At 46.5% G+C, this 22,950-nt stretch carries 20 protein-coding genes and 1 riboswitch; of the genes, 15 read left to right on the forward strand and 5 right to left on the reverse strand.

The features are described from left to right. Positions 1 to 112: 112 nt before the first annotated feature. Positions 113 to 2,131 carry a serine/threonine-protein kinase gene (locus tag H6F56_RS01340; protein ID WP_190665010.1) on the reverse strand — a complete coding sequence of 673 codons (2,019 nt, stop codon included), beginning with the start codon at positions 2,129 to 2,131 and terminating at the stop codon, positions 113 to 115. A 246-nt stretch (positions 2,132 to 2,377) separates the two neighbouring features. Beyond that, complete coding sequence (locus tag H6F56_RS01345) at positions 2,378 to 4,063, reverse strand: serine/threonine-protein kinase (protein WP_190665011.1); 1,686 nt, start codon at positions 4,061 to 4,063, stop codon at positions 2,378 to 2,380. 386 nt (positions 4,064 to 4,449) lie between these two features. On the opposite strand from H6F56_RS01345, the gene H6F56_RS01350 reads away from it, so the two are divergent. The 3 genes from H6F56_RS01350 (at position 4,450) to cobW (ending at position 7,456) form a co-directional block, all read left to right on the forward strand. Further along, positions 4,450 to 5,385, forward strand: a complete 936-nt coding sequence (locus H6F56_RS01350) for an alpha/beta fold hydrolase (RefSeq protein ID WP_190665012.1) — start codon at positions 4,450 to 4,452, stop codon at positions 5,383 to 5,385. An 85-nt stretch (positions 5,386 to 5,470) separates the two neighbouring features. After that, a riboswitch (cobalamin riboswitch) is annotated at positions 5,471 to 5,646 on the forward strand. 254 nt (positions 5,647 to 5,900) lie between these two features. Further along, positions 5,901 to 6,302: a DUF1636 domain-containing protein gene (locus H6F56_RS01355; protein ID WP_190665013.1), complete on the forward strand. Its 402-nt coding sequence runs from the start codon at positions 5,901 to 5,903 to the stop codon at positions 6,300 to 6,302. Between the two features lie 122 nt (positions 6,303 to 6,424). Continuing rightward, complete coding sequence (gene cobW / locus H6F56_RS01360) at positions 6,425 to 7,456, forward strand: cobalamin biosynthesis protein CobW (RefSeq protein WP_190665014.1); 1,032 nt, start codon at positions 6,425 to 6,427, stop codon at positions 7,454 to 7,456. Positions 7,457 to 7,613: 157 nt separating this feature from the next. Here the strand turns inward: cobW and H6F56_RS01365 are convergent, their stop codons facing one another. Then, positions 7,614 to 8,456 carry a M56 family metallopeptidase gene (locus H6F56_RS01365; protein WP_190665015.1) on the reverse strand — a complete coding sequence of 281 codons (843 nt, stop codon included), beginning with the start codon at positions 8,454 to 8,456 and terminating at the stop codon, positions 7,614 to 7,616. Next, positions 8,456 to 8,875: a BlaI/MecI/CopY family transcriptional regulator gene (locus tag H6F56_RS01370; protein ID WP_190665016.1), complete on the reverse strand. Its 420-nt coding sequence runs from the start codon at positions 8,873 to 8,875 to the stop codon at positions 8,456 to 8,458. The genes H6F56_RS01365 and H6F56_RS01370 overlap by 1 nt, the downstream gene beginning before the upstream one ends. Before the next feature lie 219 nt (positions 8,876 to 9,094). Between H6F56_RS01370 and H6F56_RS01375 the strand changes: the two genes are divergently transcribed. The 9 genes from H6F56_RS01375 (at position 9,095) to H6F56_RS01415 (ending at position 18,548) form a co-directional block, all read left to right on the forward strand. Beyond that, on the forward strand, positions 9,095 to 11,203 hold the full coding sequence (locus tag H6F56_RS01375) for a TonB-dependent receptor plug domain-containing protein (protein ID WP_190665017.1): 2,109 nt from the start codon (positions 9,095 to 9,097) through the stop codon (positions 11,201 to 11,203). A 267-nt stretch (positions 11,204 to 11,470) separates the two neighbouring features. Then, positions 11,471 to 12,484, forward strand: coding sequence for a CobW family GTP-binding protein (locus H6F56_RS01380; protein ID WP_190665018.1), 1,014 nt, complete (start codon positions 11,471 to 11,473; stop codon positions 12,482 to 12,484). A 105-nt stretch (positions 12,485 to 12,589) separates the two neighbouring features. Then, positions 12,590 to 13,006: a hypothetical protein gene (locus H6F56_RS01385; protein ID WP_190665019.1), complete on the forward strand. Its 417-nt coding sequence runs from the start codon at positions 12,590 to 12,592 to the stop codon at positions 13,004 to 13,006. 211 nt (positions 13,007 to 13,217) lie between these two features. Continuing rightward, positions 13,218 to 14,177, forward strand: a complete 960-nt coding sequence (locus H6F56_RS01390; RefSeq protein WP_199312539.1) for a CobW family GTP-binding protein — start codon at positions 13,218 to 13,220, stop codon at positions 14,175 to 14,177. Further along, complete coding sequence (locus tag H6F56_RS01395; RefSeq protein WP_190665021.1) at positions 14,165 to 15,232, forward strand: WD40 repeat domain-containing protein; 1,068 nt, start codon at positions 14,165 to 14,167, stop codon at positions 15,230 to 15,232. Before H6F56_RS01390 ends, H6F56_RS01395 begins: the two co-directional genes overlap by 13 nt. Positions 15,233 to 15,613: 381 nt before the next feature. After that, positions 15,614 to 16,372, forward strand: coding sequence for an energy-coupling factor ABC transporter permease (locus H6F56_RS01400; protein ID WP_190665022.1), 759 nt, complete (start codon positions 15,614 to 15,616; stop codon positions 16,370 to 16,372). 67 nt (positions 16,373 to 16,439) lie between these two features. Continuing rightward, a complete protein-coding gene (locus H6F56_RS01405) occupies positions 16,440 to 16,745 on the forward strand; it encodes an energy-coupling factor ABC transporter substrate-binding protein (protein ID WP_190665023.1) in 306 nt (101 codons plus the stop codon). 42 nt (positions 16,746 to 16,787) lie between these two features. Then, positions 16,788 to 17,585: a cobalt ECF transporter T component CbiQ gene (gene cbiQ / locus H6F56_RS01410; RefSeq protein ID WP_190665024.1), complete on the forward strand. Its 798-nt coding sequence runs from the start codon at positions 16,788 to 16,790 to the stop codon at positions 17,583 to 17,585. Positions 17,586 to 17,693: 108 nt separating this feature from the next. Further along, positions 17,694 to 18,548 carry an energy-coupling factor ABC transporter ATP-binding protein gene (locus tag H6F56_RS01415; RefSeq protein WP_190665025.1) on the forward strand — a complete coding sequence of 285 codons (855 nt, stop codon included), beginning with the start codon at positions 17,694 to 17,696 and terminating at the stop codon, positions 18,546 to 18,548. Between the two features lie 47 nt (positions 18,549 to 18,595). Here H6F56_RS01415 and H6F56_RS01420 read toward each other — a convergent pair whose 3' ends face one another. Beyond that, complete coding sequence (locus H6F56_RS01420) at positions 18,596 to 18,844, reverse strand: hypothetical protein (protein ID WP_190665026.1); 249 nt, start codon at positions 18,842 to 18,844, stop codon at positions 18,596 to 18,598. A 662-nt stretch (positions 18,845 to 19,506) separates the two neighbouring features. Between H6F56_RS01420 and deoC the strand changes: the two genes are divergently transcribed. The 3 genes from deoC to H6F56_RS01435 all read left to right on the forward strand — a co-directional run bounded on the left by deoC (position 19,507) and on the right by H6F56_RS01435 (position 22,923). After that, on the forward strand, positions 19,507 to 20,196 hold the full coding sequence (gene deoC / locus H6F56_RS01425; RefSeq protein WP_190665027.1) for a deoxyribose-phosphate aldolase: 690 nt from the start codon (positions 19,507 to 19,509) through the stop codon (positions 20,194 to 20,196). A 93-nt stretch (positions 20,197 to 20,289) separates the two neighbouring features. Then, on the forward strand, positions 20,290 to 21,327 hold the full coding sequence (recO, locus tag H6F56_RS01430) for a DNA repair protein RecO (RefSeq protein WP_190665028.1): 1,038 nt from the start codon (positions 20,290 to 20,292) through the stop codon (positions 21,325 to 21,327). Positions 21,328 to 21,330: 3 nt separating this feature from the next. Continuing rightward, positions 21,331 to 22,923 (forward strand): MFS transporter, encoded by a 1,593-nt coding sequence (locus tag H6F56_RS01435; RefSeq protein ID WP_190665029.1) that lies wholly within the window; start codon positions 21,331 to 21,333, stop codon positions 22,921 to 22,923. Positions 22,924 to 22,950 lie beyond the last annotated feature (27 nt).

The following is a 22,950-nucleotide window of genomic DNA, read 5'->3' on the forward strand; positions in this document are numbered from 1 at the left end:
CAGATAAATGCGGATTAATGCAGATTTTGTTAATAATCTGAAGCTCAGGAATATTACCCGGAGTAAGGGGTAGAAGATTCAGTTGAGTGGGGCATCGGCAGCGAAAAAAAAGCTAATTAATTTGCAGGGTTAAATTGTAGGAAATTGGCTCTGTGGCCTCAGAAACAACGACAATTTCATAGTAACCGGCTTCAGAAAGTTTATTAGACCAAGTGACTTGTTTTGAATCTTCTAATAAAGGCGGGTTCTTGCCGCTGGGAGTGTAGAGGGACAGCCGGGTTGATTGAGGCGGCGCGTCTAAAGTTAATTTCATCACTTGATCTTTGCTCAATTTAGCAATATAAGCTTTACCGGCACCGGGTTCAAGATTGCCGGCTAGTTGCGTGCTAGTGCTACCTCGATCAAATTTAATTTCTTCTAAAGCAGTTCCATCTCCTACACCTTGCACAAAGTCGGTCGCGATTGCTTGCCAAACTTGACCAACAGGGTTGTCGAGTAAATTCTGACCTTTGGGTTGCTCTGGAAACAGATAGAAAAACTTGGCATCTGTTAAGTCATTGAGCGCCCGACTACTCAAGTGCCGCAGATTAATTTGTGTTTTCCATCGATCAATATCGGCTGGAGTATAACTGCCCAACCGGCGACGAGATTGATCACTAAGGGCGGCAAGTTGATTAAGCTGTTGATCGGCTAAACTATCCCAGCGAGCTCGCCACGCTTCATCAACAGATTCATCACTAAGAACGCGTCCCTGTTGCTCTGGATATTTGGTATAAAAAGCCTCATTCACCAAATCAATGTAGAAATTGTAATCAATCCCCAAGGCTTTACGGCGATCACGAAGGGCATCTTTGCGCTGTCTTTCTTCGGCGGAATAATTATCCGATCTGTCTGGAGGGGGAATGGAGTGATCCCCTTGTCGTTGTTTGTCTACCCAATAATTACCAGCCCACCAGCCCACCACACCCATGCCGGCAATCACGATGCCCATTAGCAGCAGGTTTAGCCAAAAAGGTGCAGCCGCTTTCCGCTGGGGAGTCACGACAGCAGGAACCGGCTGTGGAGGTTGTACCGGCTGTGGGGCTTGTGCCGATCTTACTGGCGAGACAGCTTGGGTTGCTTGGGTGATATTCGGTTGTGGCGGAGGCGGAAGGGGTGCCGGTTGTGGCGGGGGAAGGGGTGCCGGTGGAGTGCCGGTGAGGGCTTGTAGTGCCTCTTTTGCCGATTGGTAGCGTTCACCAGGCCGATAAGCCAGCATTTTATCAAACACTGCCCCTAAACTGGGGCTGAGGCTGACGTAATTGCGCCACTTCCAACTCAGCGTTTGGGGATCTCTAAGTTCTTGGGGTTCCTTGCCGGTGAGTAGTACCAACACCGTCACAGCTAAGGCATATAAGTCACTGTGGGGGTAAACAGCGCCCATTTGCATTTGCTCATCTGGGGCGTATCCCACCTTACCCAATCGCGTTGCCGGTGCATTACTTCCTCCCACAAACTCAGACGCTACCGTTGCGGCGACTTGTTTAACGCCGCCAAAGTCTATCAACACCGGCAGCAAATCGGAATTCCGCAGCATTAGGTTATCGGGAGAAATATCTCGATGCACGACGCCTTGGGTGTGGATGTAGTCTAAAACCGGCAGAATTTGCAGCAGCATTTGCGTGATTTCTGCCTCGCTAAATAGCCGGTTGTGTACGCGCCGGTTGACTAATAAGGAACGGTAAGTTTGACCGTCCACATAATCTTGCACCAAAAACAAATGTCCCTCACCGTCCAAATTCGCCCGAAACATCTCCCGGAAGCGTGGAATTTGCGGGTGTTGCAGCTTGTAGAGAACGCCGGCTTCCCGTTCAAACAATTCTTGACCTTTTTGCAGCGCATAGGTGCCTTGCACTTGGGGGGCAAATTCTTTGAGAACACACTGTTCATTGAAGCGGTTAACATCTTCAGATAGGTAGGTGCGTCCAAAGCCACCTTGCCCAATCTGGCGAGAAATGCGGTAACGTTCGCCCAAAATCATCCCTTGAACAACACCAGAGGTTGCCGGTGCCTGTAGCTTTTCCCCACATTGAAGGCAGAAATTGCTGCCAGAGGGGTTTTCGTGTCCTTGATTGCAATAGACGGGCTTCATTGGCCTAGGGCGATTGTAAAAGGGTTCAGTATGGGTATAACAAATTCACTGAGATTGTACCAACTGGCTGCTTTATCTCGATTTTTGAGTTGGGATTGAAAAATCCAGTGCTGAACTCAAAAAACTGCACGTTTCTAAATATTTCTTTACAGATGCGAGAGGCAAAACGCTTATCTGCTCTCGCACAGCGTCTTTGCAAACGGGTAACGTATTTTATTTTATAAAATCAACCTTAGCACTCAGCACTCATCTATTCTCGGCTCGATTGGCAGCAATTGCGTACCAAATTTGACCCCATGTTTCTGGGTTGAGTGTTTGCCCCTGTTGTTGTGGAAATAGTTGATAAAATTGCTCGTCAGTCTGGCGAATTAGCTCCTGGGTGCTGAGATTGCTCTGCCGGCTTTGATAATTTTCTTCGGTATATCGCCCAATTTGCCGGCGCGATTTCTCACTTAAATTTGCCTGCTCTAATTTATTTAGCAAAGCATCAGCGCTGTCATACCATTTTTGCCGATAACCATCATCTTCTTGATTATTTGTCAAGAGGCGATCTTTTAATTCTGGATGTCGGCTGTAAAACTGTTCATTAACTAAAAGATTGAAGAATTCTTCAGGAATTTGCAAGGCTTCGCGGCGATCAAAAATATTGTCTAGGCGAGACTCTTCTTTAGAATTAGAAATGGTGGTTGGCAACTGTGGCGGTGTCCAAGAAATAAACTTGGGAAACGCCCAAGAAGCAACCCCGGCTAGTAATAGCAAACCAATGCTAATGGCAGTCAGTGTGCGAAAACAATGCCATAGAAAACGGATGGGAAACAGGAGAATACCGACAGGATTTAAACGCCCGTGACCGGCAGCAGGAACAATGGGTGCCGGCTGATGTACCACAATGGCTGGTGGAGGTGCCGGCGCGGGTTTAGGGGGCGCAGGCAGGGCTTTTGGCGCAACGACAACGGTGTTGATCTGGGTAATATTACTGGGCTGAGTTTTTAAGGCAGAAGGTTCTAAAGCTTGAATAACATCACCGGCAGTTTGATAGCGCTGGCTAGGATTTCTGAGCAACATCTTCTCTAAAATTGCCGCCAGATTTGGGCTAATACTGACGACCTGCCGCCATTGCCAAATCGCTTTAAAGCTGTTGTATAAGTCTTGGGGTTCCTTGCCGGTGAGCAAAACCAAAGCGGTTACTGCTAAGGAATATAAATCGCTGCTGGGAAAAGCTTTCCCTTTTTTCAGTTGTTCTTCTGGGGCGTATCCGGGTTTGCCAATATGTGTGGAAAAGGCAAGCTGACTGAACTTAGAAATGGCAGAAACCGCGACTTCTTTTACGCCGCCAAAGTCTATTAACACCGGCAGCCGATCAGAATTCCGCAAAATCAGGTTTTCGGGAGAAATATCGCGGTGAATTACGCCTTGGGAGTGGATATAATCCAAAACCGGCAGCAGTTGCAGCAACAGTTGGGTGACTTCTTCCTCACTAAACAACTGTCTTTGACTTTTACGGCTGTTTAATAATTCTCGGTAAGTTTGTCCCTCAATATAATCTTGCACCAAAAATAAAGACTCAACACCGGCCATTTGCCCGCGAAGCAACTCTCGAAAGCGCGGAATCTGCGGGTGTTGCAGCTTGTAGAGAACGCCGGCTTCTCGTTCAAACAGTTCTTGGGCTTTTTGTAAGGCGCTGCCACTTTGAACTTGGGGGGCAAATTCCTTTAAAACACAGCGTTCGTTAAAACGATTGATATCTTCAACCAGATAAGTCCGTCCGAAACCGCCTTGCCCTAACTGGAGGATAACCCGGTAGCGATCATCCAGAATTATCCCCGCAGACATCCCACCGGCTACCGATGGGGCAAGTTTGTCGCCACATTGGTGACAGAAGCGATTGCCGGCTGGATTTTCATGTCCTTGCGTGCAATAAACGGGCGTCATTGTTTTGTATTAACGAGTTCCGGTGAAGCTTCAGCAATGGTAAAGCCCATTTACTGAGATTGTACAAGCGCTTGGGGAGTTGCCGGCTTATGAGAGTGCCGGTAAGAAACGCTTGAGTTCCCTTGATTCAAATCTAAACTGTAAACTCCAGATATGGGGCACTTTGTAGATAACAACAACAGACAAATCACCATCCCCGGAAACCACTCAATCTATTTGCCGGCTAAATATTACTGCTAGACGTTTCCACCACAATCTCCAAATCTCTAAAAACCAACACTCTAGCCAAGCTCAACCTTAATAAGCAGCCGTGGCAACGCCTTAATTAATCAATCGAAAGTGAAAGCCACTGGTATTGTGGAGAAAGACCCAGTTCGCTTTCCACTATGGCCACCACTGTTGACCCGACTTCTGCATCTACCACCGACCCATCTACCGGCATCGGTGGCACTGTTTATGAATATCTCTGGACTTGGAAAAAACGCCAGGTACAGATCACTTATGAAATTATGGGTGAAGGAAAGCCCATCTTATTATTGCCGGCCTTAAGTACGGTTTCCACACGGGCAGAAATGCGCGGCATCGCTGAACTCTTGGCCCCTCAATTTCAGGTCATTGCCTTAGACTGGCCCGGATTTGGCAGCTCAGAACGCCCGCCTTTTAACTACGAACCGACCCTCTACTACAGCTTTCTAGCCGATTTCGTGCGCGATACGTTTACTGAACCCATTGTTGTCATTGCTGCCGGCCACGCTGCCGGTTATGTGATGCATTTGGCCCAGCACAAGCCGCCGATGTGGTCGTGGGTGGTTTTAGTTGCCCCGACTTGGCGCGGGCCTCTGCCGACGGCAATGGGCGAAAATCGCTGGTTCTACAAAATTTTGAAGCAGTTGGTGTGCTTGCCGGTGTTGGGGCAGTTCCTCTATTTTTTAAATACCGTAGCGCCCTTCTTAACTTCAATGTACCGGCGTCATGTTTACAGCAACCCCAATGCCGTAACTCCCAGCCTGATTCAACAAAAGCAGCGTATTTCCAGGCAACCAGGGGCACGATTTGCCCCGGCTGCGTTTGTCACCGGCAGCCTCGATACGGTGAAGGCAAGACCCCAGTTTATTGATTTGTTTCAACCCTTGCCAGTGCCGGTGTTAGTAGTGATCGGTGAGCAAACCCCACCGAAGTCACGCATGGAAATGGAAGTGCTGGTGAGTTTCTCTGGCGTGCAAAAGTGCCGGCTTCCCGGTTCTTTAGGATTACATGAAGAATATCCAGTGGCTTTGGCCGATACGATTTTGCCTTTTCTTAAAAAGTTTCTCTCGCGTTAATCGCTCAGTTCCAGGGTATTTCGCTTAAAAATCACAATTTTATGTTTTTGTCAAGGCCGCTTCCAGTTAGGTGACGGACACGGTACTATATTGAAGTCGAGCCGGTTCTAGCGGGGTTCAGCCGCTGGAGGTAACGGGGAAAGTGCAGTGCAAATCTGCCGCTGTCCCGCAGCTGTAAACCGATTTTGGATTTGGGATTGTCTTATGTTCTTATCTAAAATTGAGTGAGTCAGAATGCCCACCGGCAAAAAAGTTAATTATTCAACACATCTGCGAGGTACGGATGAACGTTCATTTAATCTTTTAACAATTTGTTAGTTCGAGTCTGCGGTTGCCGGCATCCTATTTGCTGAGGATGGTTAATTACCAGTTCAAGATTCGGAAATTCAACATTTATCTTGATAATGCGGAGAGAAAAAGCAGTTTCTTTTCGCGTCAATCTTGAGTCAGCTTTGGGCGATTGGCTAGTTGCTATTCGCTAATTTTACGGTCAATAACTAGGAAAAGAACGTTTGATGAAAACACCCCATACTTTATTTGTTTGTACAGCCTGCGCTTCAGTTTGGAAGGATGGAAAGCGAGAGGGAAAAAGTGGAGGTCAGGATCTTTTAGAACAGATTAATGAACTTCATCAGAATTGGGATTTACGAGAGGATTTCCCCATTCAAGAAGTTGAATGTATGAGCGCTTGCAGCCGTTCTTGTGCGGTTTCATTCGCGGCAGCCGGCAAGTACACTTATTTGTTTGGCGATTTACCCGTTAATGAAAGCGCTGCGGCTGTGTTGCAATGTGCGAGTCAATATTATGCTAAACCCGATGGTTTATTACCGTGGTCAGAACGACCTGAACCCCTAAAAAGGGGAATTTTAGCAAAAATCCCTCCGCTTCCAACGTTAGAGTTCGTCGCTCAAAAATAACGCTTTGGGGAAATCTAAGTTCATAAAATTTCCTCACCTAAAAACTGCAAGGGCGGGTTCAACAAATAACCTTTCCCAACAAACCGAAAACTTCAATCAAACCCTGCCCACAAAACGAACAAATGCACAAAATTCCTGTCACTGTAATCACCGGCTTCTTGGGTGCAGGTAAAACCACCCTGATTCGCAACCTTCTGCAAAACAATCAAGGACGCAGAATTGCCGTCATTGTCAATGAATTTGGCGAAATTGGAATTGATGGAGATTTGCTGAAATCTTGCCAAGTTTGCGATGAAGACGACAATCCCATCGGCAACATTATAGAACTAACCAATGGTTGCCTTTGCTGCACCGTCCAAGAAGAATTTTTACCGACAATGCAGCAGATATTGCAACGTCGAGAACAGATTGATTGTATGTTAATCGAAACATCTGGACTCGCCTTGCCAAAACCCTTAGTGCAAGCCTTCCGATGGCCAGAAATTCGTACCGGCGCAACCGTTGATGGTGTTATTACCGTGGTAGACTGTGAAGCCGTAGCCGCCGGCACTCTGGTTGGTAATCTTGACGCATTAAATGCACAGCGACAAGCAGATCCGAATTTAGAACACGAAACACCGATTGAAGAATTGTTTGAAGATCAGTTAGCCTGTGCGGATCTTGTATTGCTCACGAAAGTGGATTTAGTTGATGCTCAAACGCGCCAAAAAGTAGAAAATTGGCTGCAACAAGAATTACCTCCCGGCGTCAAAGTTGTTGCGTGTGAAAGTGGTCAAATTAACCCAGATGTGCTGTTAGGATTTAATGCAGCCGTTGAGGATAATTTAGAAAGTCGGCCTAGTCATCACGACACGGAAGAAGACCACGATCATGATGACGATATTAACTCGGTACACTTTATCGGCGACAACGAATTTGAGCCGCAAGCATTAATATCTAAGTTGCAAAAATTAGTGCAACAGCAAGAAATTTACCGAGTTAAAGGCTTTGTTTCAGTGCCGGATAAAGCAATGCGTTTGGTTGTGCAAGGCGTGGGTTCTCGCTTTGATCATTTCTATGATCGTCCTTGGCTAGCAACGGAAATTCGTCAGACACGATTAGTCTTAATCGGTCGCGATTTGGATGAATCTGAGATTCAGACAGTTCTGCAATAGCGCTAAAGTTAGGGGGGTAGGTGCAGCACTCATACTGAGTCCTGAACCTACCCCTAACGAAAATAATAAAAACCCCTGACTCAACGCACCAACCCTCAATTTTATCTGTGTTTATCTGTGTGCATCTGTGGTTAAAAATCAATCTTAAATTGTGCAATTAACCGTGAAAAGGCACAGTAAGCAAAGGCAAAAAAGCCAAAAGTAACCACATCCAAAACCACCGATTAATCGAAGATTGCTCCTCTGGCTGCGCCAAAAGCGCTTCTATACGCTCCTCTAACCGGCTTCGAGGCGCAACAGCACTGAGTGCCGCACAGAAACTTTCAGAGGGTGCCGGCAGCACACTAACAACCAGTAACAACGATTCAGCTAATATCAAAGAGTCTACCTGTTGCGCTGCTTTTGCATCAGCACGCAGTTCCCGCAAAACTAATAATTCTTGCCATAAAGCTTCTGTATTTGGCAACCAAGTGGTGCAAGAACGCACCCAGCCAAGCCAGAAAAACCAAAAGGTATCTCGATAATAATAATGCGCTTGCTCGTGAGCGAAAACTGCCTCCAAATGAGCGCTATCAAGGGTCTGTAACAGCCCTTCGCTGACGACTAATTCCGGATGCCAAAAACCTATCTGAGCGGTAAATAGGGCATTTGTGTCGAGAATACGAGCCGGTATGCCATTAATATTGCGCCGGCAATAAGTGCGAGTTTTTTGCAGCGTTTTCCAACCCTGCGTTGCTAGCTTTACGCATAAAACTCCTGCCAATCCTAAAAAACCAGAGGCAATTGCATAGCTTAACCAGTCTGTAAGCAAGCCGACCATTTGCCCAGATGGACCCATAAAAAGCACGGCTATTGCTGTCATTATTAGCAGCAGTGGAGGAAACAGAAAAAGCATAATTGCTCGTTGCCAGCGTTCTCTCCAGTTTCCTGCCGACGTCACCCATCTCTTTCTCACACACCACGCAAACGCCAGCGCTGCCAGAATCATCAACAAATGCATTATTTTTCCTCCCTGGCTTTGCGTGCGGCTTGAATTCGTTGGGCAATTGCTTCTAATTGATCTAAACTTGCACAATCGAGGCTATCAGCAAAAGCTGCAACAATGTCCGGATTACTCACTTCCAAAAATCGGTGCAATTTTTCGTAAGCCTCCAATACTTTTGCTTCCTCACGAGACACTAAAGGTCGCCAAGAGAATATGCGCCCTTTGTTATCGCAAGCAAGCCAACCTTTTTGGGTAAGGCGACGCAACACAGTTGTAACTGAAGTGTAGGCTAATTCCCGGTCAGGATCAGCCAAAATGCGTTCGTGTACATCCTTAACAGTAGCGGAACCGAGTTCCCAGATAATGTTTAAAATTTCTGCCTCTAATGGGCCGAGGGAAAGTTGTTTAGGACGGTAATTTGGCAGCGGAGTCATAACTGTTTAACACGCTAGCATTGGTTTTCTATATAGCACATTACACTTATAACTTTCATTTTTTAACAAATATAGAGAAGTTTGACAGCCTGTCTTTTGACTTAGATAACAAGCTGTCCCACAATAACGTGTGGCTTTGCTTTATCATGATCCCAAAACAGCGATTCCTCTTAATTTTATTGAGGGGAAGATTTTGAGTGTCTACTTTTATTACTCAGCATGAAATTATATTTTGTTGTGTTTGGCGTCAGTTGCTTCTGTTGGGGAATTATGCCGGCAGTCTTAGCAAAACCCCATTCTCTTGCACCTACAGAAGTTTCGCAGCCCGAACAATCTTTTTCAGATATTCCCCGGTTGAGTGATATCCGGTTTCCCCACACTCGTGCTGAGTTGCTGGTTCAACAGCCAATTTTACCTGCATTTAATCTGCCAAAAAAACATCAAGTTGAAGCGAGGCCGGCTGTATCTATTTCACCAGAACAGCCGGTAGATTTAATTGTTACAGCGGTGAGAAATAGAGTTCAGCAATCTACGCCGGCATACGAAATTTCTGCTGAAGAAATCCAACAGCAAGGTTCTAGCAGTGCAGCAGAAGTGCTGAGAGGTTTACCGGGGTTTGCTATTAATGATGCGGGTAAAGGAGCGGATATTCACACCGGCACTTACTATCGCGGACATTCGATTAATCAATCTGTTTTTTTATTAAATGGTAGACCGATTGGCAGCAATATTAACACTTATCATGGTGCAACTGACTTGAATAGCATTCCGGTTGAATCAATTCAACGGGTAGAATTATCGAGTGGCACCAGTACGACTTTATACGGTTCTGAAGCTTTTGGTGGCGTTGTAAATATTATTACTAAACAGGGGCAGGGTATTCCAAAATTCAATGGCTTGGTTGAATTTGGCTCTTTAAATCAGTCTAACTATCATGCTAGCTATAGTGGATCTACTGGCTCTTTAGATTTTAATTTAAGTTATGAAAAATCCGAAATAGATAATCGCTATCGTGTCCCGGAAGGTGCAGCAAATCGTGATGAAACGGGACGTTTATTTAATGGCGACACGGCGACTAGCAATTATTTTGGCAGTGTCAAAATCGGCTTAAATCCTAGAAATACTCTAAGCTTCGATGCTTACAAAATTAGCAGCCGGCGGGGTCTTCTCTATTTTGGGTTTCCTTTGCAAAGAGATAGACTCGATCATGATGTTTTTAATGTCGGTTTATCTTGGAATAGCCGGCTGAGTGATAATGATGATTCGATTCTTCAAACAACGATTGGTTATAACCAAGATTACTTTAATACCTACGGGCCAACACAAAATACATTTTACCGCCAAGGGTCGCTCAATTCACAAGCGCTTACAGCTAGGGTAGAACACCAATGGCGTACAGCTTCTAACAATAATCTTCGCTGGGGATTAGACGTGCAACAAACTTTTTTAACCGGCGATGTTTTAAGCACCATTCCTGAAAGAGCCGGTTTGAGTGAAACTGATGATACAAATCGATTTAATGGGGCGCTGTTTGCCTTAAATACTTGGGAAATTACCGATACGTTTCAAGCTGAACTTGGGATTAGGCAGAATTTTAATAGTGAGTTTGGCAGTTATCTCAATCCTAGCGCAGGGTTGCGGTGGGATATCAACCCAAGCGTTGCTGTACGCGGTAGTTGGGTTTCAGTCCAGCGTAACCCTGGTTTAGACCAATTATATGTTTATGATACCGTCCATAACTGGTTGCCCAACGCAGATTTAGATCCCGAAAAAGGTTCTTCTTGGACAGCCGGCTTTGATATTAATTTTACTTCTAATTTGACCGGACAGTTTACTTACTTTGGCAGTCGCTTGAATGATCGCCTAGGAATAGAAGCCGGCAAGTGGGCAAATATTGGTCTTGTCAATACAAACGGTTTAGAAGCAGCGTTGAAGTGGCAAATTGCTCCGGAATGGGCAACTTTTCTCAACTACACCTATACCAACGCACGTATCGAAACCGGCGTAGATAAGGGTTTACAATTAGGCTTAGTTCCTTATTCGGTTGCTAAAGCCGGAATTGGTTATGGTAGTGCCGGCTGGGAAATTAATTTATTTGCAAGTTATAACAGCGGTTCTCGGAGAGCTTTTTTTAATAATTCAGATGATAAGAGTACCGATTTTTCTCCATCTTTCCTTAATTTAGATTTGAGCGCCAGAGTTCCCCTAACTCGATACTTAGGGCTGACAATTTATTTAGAGAACTTAACTGACAAAACTTATGAAAGAGTTAATCGAATTTATCAACCCGGTTTAACTTTCCGCATCGGTTTACAATCCAATTTTTAAGCATTAGAAAAAATCTCTCAATTTCCCTAATATCCTCAAAAAATAAAAAGTCAGCCGAATTCCACCTTTGCTTTCCACCTATATTGAGATATCATGAAAATGATTCTCACTTTAATCTCTTATGTCTTCCGGTATGCCACTACCAAATTCCCTCACTCGGCTTGTTCAGTGCTTCCACCGGCTATCCAACCCAAAGCAGGGTTACGAGTTGCTGATGCCAAAAATAATTAAACTGTAAAAATCGCAAAATCGCTTAGGAACGATCACATGACGAATCCTTCAGTTAATCATCCCCTAGAAATGCCGAAACGGGGAATGCCGGTGACAATTATTACCGGCTTCTTAGGAAGTGGTAAAACGACCGTCCTCAATCACGTTCTGCACAACGCCCAAAATTTGAAAGTCGCCGTTTTGGTCAATGAATTTGGGGATATTAATATCGATAGCCAACTTTTAGTTTCTGTTGATCAGGATATGGTAGAGTTAACGAATGGCTGTATTTGTTGCACAATTAATGATGGTTTATTAGATGCCGTTTACAAAGTGCTAGAGCGTGGAGATCGCATCGATTACCTTGTCATAGAAACTACAGGAATTGCTGACCCACTGCCTATTGCTCTGACATTTTTAGGGCCAGAGTTGCGAGATTTAACGCGCCTAGATTCTATCTTAACGGTCGTGGATGCGGAAACTTTTACCCCCTCACATTTTGAAAGTTCCGCAGCCTTCAATCAAATTGCTTACGGTGACATTATTCTGCTCAACAAAACCGATTTAGCAACTGACGAGAAAATTGCTCAATTAGAAGACTACATTCACACAGTAAAAGCCGGCTCCAGAATTCTCAGATCCCAAAAAGGTCAAGTTCCCCTTCCCCTAATTCTTGATGTGGCACTTACTCAGCCGGCATCCTATCCATCAACAGAAGAATCTAGCCACCATCATCATGATCATGAACATCACGATCATGAACATCATCATCATTCCCATCACTTAGAAAATGATGGGTTTGTTTCTGTGTCTTTCCAAAGTGACCGGCCTTTTTTAGTCAATAAGTTTGAGAAATTTTTACAAGAGCAATTGCCCGAAAATGTCTTTCGCGCCAAGGGACTGATTTGGTTTCAAGAAAGTTCCGACCGGCAGATATTCCAATTAAGTGGCAAACGCTTTGACATCCAGGCAGATAACTGGCCAGAAAAACCCAGCAACCAGCTTGTTTTCATTGGGCGCAATTTAAATGCCACTCAAATTCAAGAGAACCTGAATAATTGCTTAGCTTGATGGGTGAGATTTCCTAATTTATCTGACATCCCTGATCCAAAGTCCGCTACCTTGAAAAGATTAGCGAAAACGCTGAGTTTGTACAAAACTCTTGAAAGGTAACTGATGAATAAACTCGTACTGACTTTACTTTCTACTTCCACCGTTTTCAGTTCGCTGCTGTCTTTGTTTGCGATCGTAAATCCTGCCCACGCTGCCGAACCCTTTCCCCGCACCCTAGACGCCTTAACCTGCCAACAACCGGCTTTGGCGAAGAATTTAGTCTGTATGCGCCTCTCTCAAGCGGTGAATGTTCCAGACTCAACTGTGCCGGCTTCCGCAGAAATGGTCACATTTGACGATTCTGAGTCAGGAATTCCCATTCCTGTGGAAATGGTGACACCGGACGATTCGGCGGCAGAACCGGCCATGTTGGAGTTCACCGAGGAAGAAAGCGACGCTGCCATTGCTCAATATGGCTGCGATTGCATTGTTTGTATCAACTTTATCCGTCAGATGCGAGGTATGGCTCCCATTAGCTAATTGGGAATCGGGAATGGGGCATGGGGCATGGGGCAAGGCTTCGCCAACCTAAAGGTAGGGGCATAGGGCATTGGTTGCATTTGCCTCTATCCCCATTTCCCACACATCCCCTCTTCCCTGTAGGTATGTCTGTGGCGAAAATCTATTATACTGCTTTGAGACTGATTATCATTTTAATGTTTTAGAGGTGTTCCTCGTGATACAAGCTGCAATGTCCAGTTCGGTGCCGGTTACAGTGCTCACCGGCTATCTGGGTGCCGGTAAAACAACCCTCCTCAATCGCATCCTGACTTATGAACACGGCAAAAAAGTTGCCGTAATTATCAATGAATTTGGGGAAGTGGGAATTGATAATCAATTGGTAATCAATTCTGTTGATGAAGAAATCTTTGAAATGAATAATGGCTGCATCTGCTGCACTGTTAGGGGCGATTTAATTCGCATCATGGGCAACTTAATGCGGCGCAGAGATAAGTTTGATCATTTAGTCATAGAAACAACCGGCCTTGCTGATCCAGCGCCGGTGATCCAAACATTTTTCATGGATGAAGATGTTCGCAGCCAAACCAATTTAGATGCAGTCGTCACAGTCGTAGATGCCAAGCACATTTGGGAACATTGGGGTAGCAGCGAAGCGCAAGAACAGATTGCATTTGCGGATGTAATTTTGCTGAATAAAACTGATTTAGTTACGCCAGAACAGCTTGATGAGCTAGAGCAGCGCATTCGCTCAATGAATGCAATGGCAAAAATTTATCGCACTCAGAACGCAGAATTAGATATGGATTCGCTGTTGGGTGTAAAAGCGTTTGATTTAGATCGGGCGCTGGAAATTGATCCACAATTTTTAAATGAAGAAGCCCACGAACATGATGAATCGGTGTATTCCGTGGCATTCGTAGAAACCGGCGCACTGGATGGGGAAAAATTAACGAATTGGCTAGGTAATTTATTGCAAACCAGAGGGCCAGATATTTTTCGCATGAAAGGGATTTTAAATATTGCCGGCGAAGAAAACCGCTTAGTATTCCAAGGCGTTCACATGATATTTGACGGGAAACCGGATCGCCCTTGGAAGCCTGGAGAAACCCGGAAAAGTGAACTGGTTTTTATTGGTCGCAATCTTGACGAAGCTCAACTGAGAGAGGATTTTCTCAAGTGTTTGGCTTAGGAATTGCCGGCCAAGAAATCGTGGAACTGAAATGGCAAGGAACCCTTTCAGATTACGTCACTGCTATTGCGTGGTCGCCCGATGGCAAAACTTTAGCAGCCAGTTCATCTGCCGGCGACGTAGTTTTGTGGCAAGGCGTAGAAGCTGTCACAACCTTGCAAATGGGTGCCGGTGACTCGATAGATTCCCTTGCCTTTTCTTCAGATGGCGAACTGCTAGCGGCTGCCGGCCAAGATGGCACAGTCAAGATTTGGCGCGTGTCTGATCAGTTGCCCTTGTATTGCCTGGAAAACGCGCCGGCATGGGTTGACCGGCTGGCGTGGAGTCCCATCGGCAACCAACTGGCATTTAGTACCGGGCGTTACGTGCAAATATGGGATGCCGGCAAGGGAGAGATCGTAGCCAAGCTGAATTTTGAAGCCTCCTCAGTTTTGGATCTAGCTTGGCATCCCACCGTTGAATATTTGGCGATTGCCGGCTATCAGGGTGTCAAGATTTGGAACACTCAAAATTGGGAAGACGATCCCTACTCCCTGGTAATTCCCTCTGCAACTGCCGTCGTCAAGTGGTCACCCGATGGCAAATATTTAGCCGGCGGCAACCTGGATAAAACCCTCACCGTTTTAGAATGGGGCAGCCCTCATCCGTGGTTGATGCGGGGTTTTCCCGGCAAAGTGCGCCAGTTAGCTTGGTCAGATCAAGCCACCGAATTAGGTGCGCCTTTGCTAGCGGCTGCCAGCGCCGGCACCATTTCCGTCTGGGAAAAGCAACTGGAAGCAACTGCCGGCTGGGAAGCTTGGGGTTTAGAACTTCATGAGGGGGTAGTGGGAACCCTAAGCTTTCAACCGACTAGCTTTCTCCTCGCCTCAGCCAGTGAAGATGGCCACGTTTGTCTATGGCAAAAAGCTGAGGAACTCGCGCAAATTTTGGAAGGCGCACCGGCTGGGTTTTCTTGCTTAGCCTGGGACAGCCAAGGACACCAACTCGCTGCCGGTGGTCAAGAAGGCCAATTATTAATTTGGTCAAAATCCCAACCCGCCAAAGCTTTTGTCTGATTGCTTGTCCCCACTCCAGTAATTTCCAAAGGTAATCATTTCAACCCTCTTTTCCCTACCTATATAGGCATTAGGCTGCGACACCAAAAACAGTACACCCCCATGCCCATACCTTTAGGTTGGCGTAGCCTTGCCCCCTGCCCAATGTCCCATCCCCAATGAATTTATCAAACTATCCCTTTCTTAAACAGTTAGAATGCTTTAACCTCTTAAAGCTAAGTCGGTTCTGGTGGCTGTCACCAGACGTAAGGGGGAAAGTTCGGTGCCGAGTCCGACACTGTCCCGCAGCTGTGATGTAACCGCCACGGGTGGTTACTAAGTCAGAATGCCCACCGACTGCTGAAAAACCTGTTATCCATCTGCGAGGTACAGATGATAAGGATGAAAAGACGCTTGTTAAAACCTAGTGGATTATTCCTAGCCGGCCTGATCTTATTTTTGAGCATTGGCGCACCGGCACCCGCCTATGGAATGCACATCATGGAAGGCTTTTTGCCGGCACCGTGGGCGATTTTTTGGTGGCTAGTATTTATCCCATTTTTCACCTTGGGGTTGCGATCGCTGCACCGCATTACTAAAGAAAATCCGGAATTAAAATTACTTCTCGCCTTAGCCGGCGCGTTTGCTTTCGTCCTGTCTGCCTTAAAAATACCTTCAGTCACCGGCAGCAGTTCCCACCCCACCGGCACAGGGTTAGGGGCGATTCTATTTGGCCCAATGGCTATGTCTGTTTTAGGCAGTTTAGTGCTGCTCTTTCAAGCCTTATTGCTGGCGCATGGCGGTTTGACCACTTTGGGGGCAAATGCGGTTTCGATGGCCGTAGTCGGGCCGATAGTGGCCTCTGGTGTGTATCAGTTGGTGATGAAGGTAGCCGGTAAACAGAAAGTGGCAATTTTCCTCGCTGCAGCAGTAGCAAATTTAACCACTTACCTTGTCACTTCGGTGCAACTAGCCTTGGCGTTTCCCTCTGCAACCGGCGGCTTTGTGGCATCGTTTGTGAAGTTTGCTGGAATTTTTGCACTCACTCAAGTTCCTTTAGCGATCAGCGAGGGATTGCTGACTGTCTTGGTTTGGAATTGGCTTTCTAGCTATGGGCGTCAAGAATTGGAACAGTTGAAGTTGATTAAGCGGAGTGCTTAGTTAAGTTTTTGGTAATTGGGGATTTGGGAAAATTTTTAGTTATTTACTGTCTGAAAGGTTTTGAGTAATGCAGCAGAAACAAAAAGCTTGGGATAATTGGCTGTTGATTTTGGGAGTGGTATTTTTAGCGACGATGCCATTAATTTTGGTAAAAAATTCAGAGTTTGGGGGTGCGGATGGCCAAGCAGAGGAGGCGATTCAGGAAGTTCAGCCAGATTATAAGCCTTGGTTTAAGCCGGTTGTGGAGTTACCAGGGGGAGAAGTTGAATCGCTTTTATTTGCAGTGCAGGCTGCTGCCGGTGCCGGCGTAATTGGATATGTGATTGGCTTATACCGGGGCCGAGGTTTTCGGGAAGTAAAAAGTAAAAAGTAGAAAGTTAACTTTTCGCTTACTTTTTCTTTTTGCCTTTTTTTCATGCACCTTTATATCGATACGCTGGCTTACACGAATCGGTTGCGGTATTTGCCACCGGCACACAAACTACTGTTTGCGATTATCCCCCTATTTATCGCTTTTATCAGTCATGCGCCGGTGCAGTTGGCAGTGATAATATGGATGGCAATCTGGACAATTGGTTATGCGCGAATTCCAGTCGGAGTTTATTTAAAAATGATTGCCGGCGCTGGGGTATTTTTACTCATGAGTTTACCGGCACTCATGCTTAACATGACTTCAGTTAGTGAAATGCCGGCAATTCTTTCAGATCGATGGATCGGGATAGAATGGAGTAATTGGTATTTTTATATCAGTCACACCGGCACTCAACAAGCACTTGGAATTTTGCTGCGATCGCTTGCCGGGGTATGCTGTCTGTTTTTCATCCTTCTCACCATACCGTTTGTAGAAATTCTACAAGTTTTGCGCCGGCTGGGATGCCCAACCCTTTTAACAGAACTATTGTTATTAATGTATCGCTTTATTTTTGTGCTGCTGCAAACTGCCGGTGAATTGTGGATCGCCCAACAAGCGCGGAACGGACATCGCTCTTGGAGCATCACTATGCGTAGCCTAACACTATTAATTGGTCAATTATTACAGCGCACCCTCGAACGCTATCGGCAATATTCCTTCACCCTTGCCTCACGTGGTTTCACCGGCGACTTCCAAGTTTGGCATCCACAGCGCACTAGCCCCTCGCGTCGGTACATCCTAGAAGCATCCCTCGGCTGCATTGCATTACTCGGACTCGAAATGCTTACAGGTTATCGTTAATAGCCCAATGCCTCAGAAATGAGGAACTAGGGAAAAGTTAAAGAGGGTCGTGACATTTAGCGTACCATTCCCAATGCCCCAGGCCCAATGCCCCATTCCCAATTCCCAATGACACATTGGTTACTAGAATTTGACGGCGTACATTACAGCTATCCAGCCAGCCAGCAGCCGGCACTCAACGGCTTGACATTACGTGTGCCGGCGGGAAAAAAAAGCGCCTTGATTGGTCATAATGGTTGTGGCAAATCCACCCTCCTATTCCTAGCTGATGGCTTGCATCAACCTCAACAAGGAATGTTGCGATGGCACGGTAAGCCAATGCGCTATGATCGGCACTCCCTGATTCAGCTTAGACAAAAAGTGGGGCTAGTGTTTCAAGATCCAGAGCAACAGCTTGTAGCTCCCACTGTCGAGGAAGATATTTCTTATGGCTTATGTAATTTAGGATTATCCGCCGCTGAAATTAGCTGGCGAGTTGACGGCGCTTTAGCCGATTTTGGCTTAACTGAATTGGCTACCAGACCTGTACATCATCTCAGTTTGGGGCAAAAGAAACGAGTTGCCCTTGCCGGCGTGATGGTGTTACAGCCTGAACTATTATTACTAGATGAACCGACCGCTTATTTAGATCCGTTGCAGACACGTCAGTTGATGGCTAAACTCGAACAAATTCATGCTGCCGGCACCACTCAGTTAATGGCAACGCACGATTTAAATTTAGCTTATCAATGGGCCGATTGGATTTTTGTTATTCACCAAGGACGCCTGATCACTGAAGGCGACGCAGTAGCTGTGTTTTCTCAGCGTCATCTGTTGCAGGATTTACAGCTAGGTGTTCCTTTGCTTTGGGAAGTTTGGGAGACGATACTTGAGCAAATGCCGCTGGCAGCAGGGATGCAACACCCCAAAACTGTTGATGAGTTGCGCGAGCAATTACTCTTAAAAATGCCTTTACGAGAATAATCTCCGGCGCTATAAATATCTCCCAAGACTTTCACTTTTAAGCACTTTTACTGAGCTTCCGGCATGATGTGGCGCGGCTGCTTTTGTTTGGCTTTTGATAGTTGCTCTAGATAAGCCACAGGCACCACAAGAGGCCACAAAACACTCGCCATGACCAAAGTCGCTAAGGAAAGCTGCTTTTCTTCTTCCGATAATTTGCCGGCTTCCCGCTTGAAGAATTGCAGCCAGCTCGTGAAAAAGCAGGGAGCGCTAACCAAGTAAACCAATCCAAATGAGCCTAATAGTAGTGTGGCCATCGTTCTTTTTCCTTAAATTGGGTAACAGTTCAACCGGCTGCTAACCTTGGCCTAACTTATGAGCACGTGCCTTTAAGTCATCTTCCTAGAGGTAGATTTGCCAGTTGTGGCTTTGTTCTACTTTAAACCTACTTTTGTCCAGTTTTGTTGTTCTTTATACAAACTTTACCGAAATTTCACAAAAGTTTTATTCTTGTCAACGGCAAATATACTGAAAATTTACCAGCCGTTGAGTTTGTCCCTCTATCTTAAGTCGTAGTACCTACGACAGAGCAATTCTTGCCAGAAGCGGCAAAAAAAAATTAATACTTAATTTGCATAAAGCCAGACAACCCGGATTAAGCCAATCAGAAAATAAAGGTTAATCGGCAGCATTTATAGGGATGAATACTTACTAAATCCTTAGAAGTAACAAGCAAACTAGATGCAAAACTAAAGTTGATAGCGAGTGGCGGTGGCTGCCGGCAATCAGGGGGATATGTAGGTGGCGCAACAGTCGCGATAAAACTGGAATGCAGAGGGAAAGACATTTGTAGAGATCCAGAGCCAAAGGGCCGGCCTCAACACTTACGAAGTGTGTATCCGTAAAGATTCCTGCAGTTGCTTTAAAGTTCTTAAAATTTCTGATACAAGTGAAAAGTATATCTAATGGAGAATGAGCAATGGCTGCGGCTCAGCCAGAAATTGATATCGCGCCCTTTATTGATCACGCCTTGCTGAACCCAACAGCAACGCCGATGATGCTTCAGAAGTGCTGCGAAGAGGCAGATCGCTTTCAGTTCGCGACGGTGTGCGTATATCCCACCTACGTGCGTCAAGCCGCAACTCTCCTACACGGCAAACAACCGCGAGTGTGTGCGGTGATTGGCTTTCCTACCGGCGCAACAACATCGGCAGTGAAACTGTACGAAGCCCAAGAAGCCGTAGAGAATGGTGCGACTGAACTGGATGTGGTGATTAACTTAGGTTGGTTGAAAGCCGGTAAAACCGACGAACTGCACCGGGAGATTGCCGAAATTTGTGACGAAACAGGGAAAAGCGTCAAAGCGATCTTGGAAACGGCATTACTCACAGATGAGGAAAAAATTACGGCGGCTGAACTTTGTATGGATGCCGGTGTGGATTTCCTCAAAACCAGCACAGGTGTTTATGGGGGGGCAACTGTGGAAGATATCCGCTTGCTCAAGGAGTTCAGCAAAGGACAGGCCGGAATCAAAGCATCGGGGGGAATCCGTACTTATCAGCAAGCCGTGGAGTTAATTTTAGCCGGCGCAACCCGTCTAGGCACCTCTCGCGGACCCGAATTAATTCGCTTACGCGATAACCTGGAAGAGAAGCGTGAAGAAACATGAACAGACTAGGGACTAGGGACTAGAAGGACAAATTTGCCCAATACCCCATTCCCAATGCCCCATTCCCAATGCCCCATCCCCTAAATACTAAAAATGGGTCAAACTTACAAAGCGACTGGAATTAACCTAAAAGGCTCACCAATGGGCGAGTCTGATCGGCTCTTGACGATTTTGACGCGGGAGTTTGGTTTAATTCGCGCAGTCGTACCGGGGGCGAGAAAGCCAAACTCGCAGATGGGGGGGCGCGGTGGCTTGTTTGTTGTTAACGAATTGCTGATTCAAAAGGGGCGCTCGCTTGATAAAATTGCCCAAGCAGAAACTTTAGAATCTTATCCGGGTTTAAGTCGGGATCTGGGAAAACTTGCGGCTGGGCAGTATTTGGCTGAAGTGGTACTTTGTCAAGCTTTGAGCGAACAACCGCAGGAAGAACTTTTTTGCTTGCTAAACGAGCATTTAAGTCGAATTGAGCAGTTACCCAACGCAGGCGAGGGTGCAATGTCTGTGCCGGTGCTAGCCCACCTAACTCACGGTGTTTATCACCTTTTGGCTTTAGCCGGCATTGCGCCTCAAGTTCAATCCTGCTCTATCACCCAGCACCAGCTCATCCCAGATTTTACCGCGCCAGACTGGCGAGTTGGGTTTAGTATCGCTGCCGGCGGAACCGTGAGTTTACCAGAGAAACGCCGGTTGGAGGGGCCAGGTTCAGGGCCGGTAATTGAACTGCAACGATCCGCTTCTAAAACCACAAAATTCGACATAAGTCAAGCTGGATTTAAAGCCGGCATAGAAACGCGACCTGAAAAGATTTCAGCCTTAAAAAGCATTGCCATCGGCAACAAAGTGGCTGAGACTACTAACAACAGCTACCGCACACTCATCCATCCCGAAAGACCCGTAAAAATCGATACCCAGCTTAATGCCGTCGAACTGGCATTGCTTCAGCAGCTAGCGGAACCTCAGATACTTTGGCCCCAGGCCGGTTTATCTCATTTACCTACCCAGAACACAGAGACAGCTTGGGTCGCAGTTGAACGCATTTTGCGTCAGTACGCTCAGTCTCAATTTGATCGCTCGATCCGCTCGGCTGCTTTAATAGATTCCTATTTTGCCTCCCTGCCCATTTCCCCGTGAGCCATGATGCGACTGTCTGATTCTGATTTTAAAATACAGCATTCACCCCTAAAACACGCTAACCAGCCAGCCAACGAAGTGAGCCAACCTCGCCCAAATGGCAATGGTAGTAATCAAATACCTTATCACCGCCCAAACGCTGATCGCTCAAACGGCAGCAAAGAGTCGGCTACCCACAGGCTTGATAAAATGCCTGTACCCGAGACTCCCGCGCAAAAAACAGGCGAACCGGCAAATGGGCATGGGGCAACCGATGAGCCAGAGAACACCGAAGCAGCCCCCCAGACGCTCTCCCCCTCCACCCCAGAACCCATCGAACCGGCGCAAACAGACCAGAGAGGATTTAGGCCGATTCTGAGAAATCGCAACTTTGTAACGATGTGGAGTGGCCAGATATTTTCTCAACTGGCGGATAAGGTGTATTTAGTGCTGATGATTGCGCTGATCGCCAGTAAGTTTCAGGCATCTGGACAAACGATCAGTTCCTGGGTTTCAGCGATTATGATCGCCTTTACCATTCCAGCCGTGCTGTTGGGTTCTCTAGCCGGCGCGTTTGTGGATCGGTGGCCCAAAAAAATAGTGATGGTGATCACGAATTTACTGCGCGGCGCGATTGTTTTGGCGTTGCCGGTGCAGTTGTGGGTAGTTCAGGATTGGGCACCTGTGGCGGGACTGCCGGTGGGATTCTGCATTTTATTAGCCGCAACATTCTTGGTTTCAACGCTGACGCAATTTTTTGCGCCGGCAGAACAAGCAGCCTTGCCTTTGATCGTAGAACGCGGCCAGCTTTTAGTGGCAAATTCACTCTACACCACAACAATGATGGCCTCGGTCATTATTGGGTTTGCCGTGGGAGAACCGTTGCTGGCGTTGGCAGACACCTTATTCGGTCACTGGGAGATTGGGAAAGAACTGGTAGTAGGAGGTAGCTATTGCATCGCTGGTTTGCTGCTAGTTACCCTCAAAACCGGCGAAAAGTCAATGCCGGCAGATCATGAAGCCCCCCATGTTTGGGAAGATATACGAGATGGTCTGCGCTACTTGCGGGAAAACCGACGCGTCCGCAACGCCATGATTCAATTAGTTATTCTCTTCTCAATCTTTGCCGCCTTAGCCGTTTTGGCCGTTCGTTTAGCTGAATTGATCCCCGCAATGAAAGCCTCTCAGTTTGGCTTTTTACTCGCTGCCGGTGGGCTAGGCATGGGTGCCGGTGCCGCAATTCTCGGTCACAAAGGCCAGCGCTTTTCCCACGCTCAACTGAGTTTAGTTGGTTCAATGGGCATGGCAGCCTCTCTCGCCGGTCTATCCGTATTCACACAACAGCTATGGCCGGCATTATTGCTGATTACCACCTTAGGCGGATTTGCAGCCGTGGTCGGCGTTCCCATGCAAACCACCATTCAGGCAGAAACTCCCGAAGAAATGCGGGGCAAAGTATTCGGCCTACAGAATAACGGGATTAATATCGCCCTTACCTTACCCTTAGCGTTAGCCGGTGTTGCCGAAACTTTCTTCGGATTAAAAGTCGTTTTTCTAGGCTTAGCCGCATTAGCCCTCGCCGGAGGCGTCTTAACCTGGTATATTTCCCGTAAATAGCTGTCATGGTTGAGTAAACTTCTTGCA

Origin of the sequence: Microcoleus sp. FACHB-672 (assembly GCF_014695725.1) — a bacterium.
In the GTDB taxonomy this organism is placed as follows: domain Bacteria; phylum Cyanobacteriota; class Cyanobacteriia; order Cyanobacteriales; family Oscillatoriaceae; genus FACHB-68.

Excerpts from the sequence above, each read along its gene's own strand:
- H6F56_RS01340 (WP_190665010.1), bottom strand. The coding sequence starts at position 2,131 with ATGAAGCCCGTCTATTGCAATCAAGGACACGAAAACCCCTCTGGCAGC.
- H6F56_RS01345 (WP_190665011.1), bottom strand. The coding sequence starts at position 4,063 with ATGACGCCCGTTTATTGCACGCAAGGACATGAAAATCCAGCCGGCAAT.
- H6F56_RS01350 (WP_190665012.1), top strand. The coding sequence starts at position 4,450 with ATGGCCACCACTGTTGACCCGACTTCTGCATCTACCACCGACCCATCT.
- H6F56_RS01355 (WP_190665013.1), top strand. The coding sequence starts at position 5,901 with ATGAAAACACCCCATACTTTATTTGTTTGTACAGCCTGCGCTTCAGTT.
- cobW (WP_190665014.1), top strand. The coding sequence starts at position 6,425 with ATGCACAAAATTCCTGTCACTGTAATCACCGGCTTCTTGGGTGCAGGT.
- H6F56_RS01365 (WP_190665015.1), bottom strand. The coding sequence starts at position 8,456 with ATGCATTTGTTGATGATTCTGGCAGCGCTGGCGTTTGCGTGGTGTGTG.
- H6F56_RS01370 (WP_190665016.1), bottom strand. The coding sequence starts at position 8,875 with ATGACTCCGCTGCCAAATTACCGTCCTAAACAACTTTCCCTCGGCCCA.
- H6F56_RS01375 (WP_190665017.1), top strand. The coding sequence starts at position 9,095 with ATGAAATTATATTTTGTTGTGTTTGGCGTCAGTTGCTTCTGTTGGGGA.
- H6F56_RS01380 (WP_190665018.1), top strand. The coding sequence starts at position 11,471 with ATGACGAATCCTTCAGTTAATCATCCCCTAGAAATGCCGAAACGGGGA.
- H6F56_RS01385 (WP_190665019.1), top strand. The coding sequence starts at position 12,590 with ATGAATAAACTCGTACTGACTTTACTTTCTACTTCCACCGTTTTCAGT.
- H6F56_RS01390 (WP_199312539.1), top strand. The coding sequence starts at position 13,218 with ATGTCCAGTTCGGTGCCGGTTACAGTGCTCACCGGCTATCTGGGTGCC.
- H6F56_RS01400 (WP_190665022.1), top strand. The coding sequence starts at position 15,614 with ATGAAAAGACGCTTGTTAAAACCTAGTGGATTATTCCTAGCCGGCCTG.
- H6F56_RS01405 (WP_190665023.1), top strand. The coding sequence starts at position 16,440 with ATGCAGCAGAAACAAAAAGCTTGGGATAATTGGCTGTTGATTTTGGGA.
- cbiQ (WP_190665024.1), top strand. The coding sequence starts at position 16,788 with ATGCACCTTTATATCGATACGCTGGCTTACACGAATCGGTTGCGGTAT.
- H6F56_RS01415 (WP_190665025.1), top strand. The coding sequence starts at position 17,694 with ATGACACATTGGTTACTAGAATTTGACGGCGTACATTACAGCTATCCA.
- H6F56_RS01420 (WP_190665026.1), bottom strand. The coding sequence starts at position 18,844 with ATGGCCACACTACTATTAGGCTCATTTGGATTGGTTTACTTGGTTAGC.
- deoC (WP_190665027.1), top strand. The coding sequence starts at position 19,507 with ATGGCTGCGGCTCAGCCAGAAATTGATATCGCGCCCTTTATTGATCAC.
- recO (WP_190665028.1), top strand. The coding sequence starts at position 20,290 with ATGGGTCAAACTTACAAAGCGACTGGAATTAACCTAAAAGGCTCACCA.
- H6F56_RS01435 (WP_190665029.1), top strand. The coding sequence starts at position 21,331 with ATGATGCGACTGTCTGATTCTGATTTTAAAATACAGCATTCACCCCTA.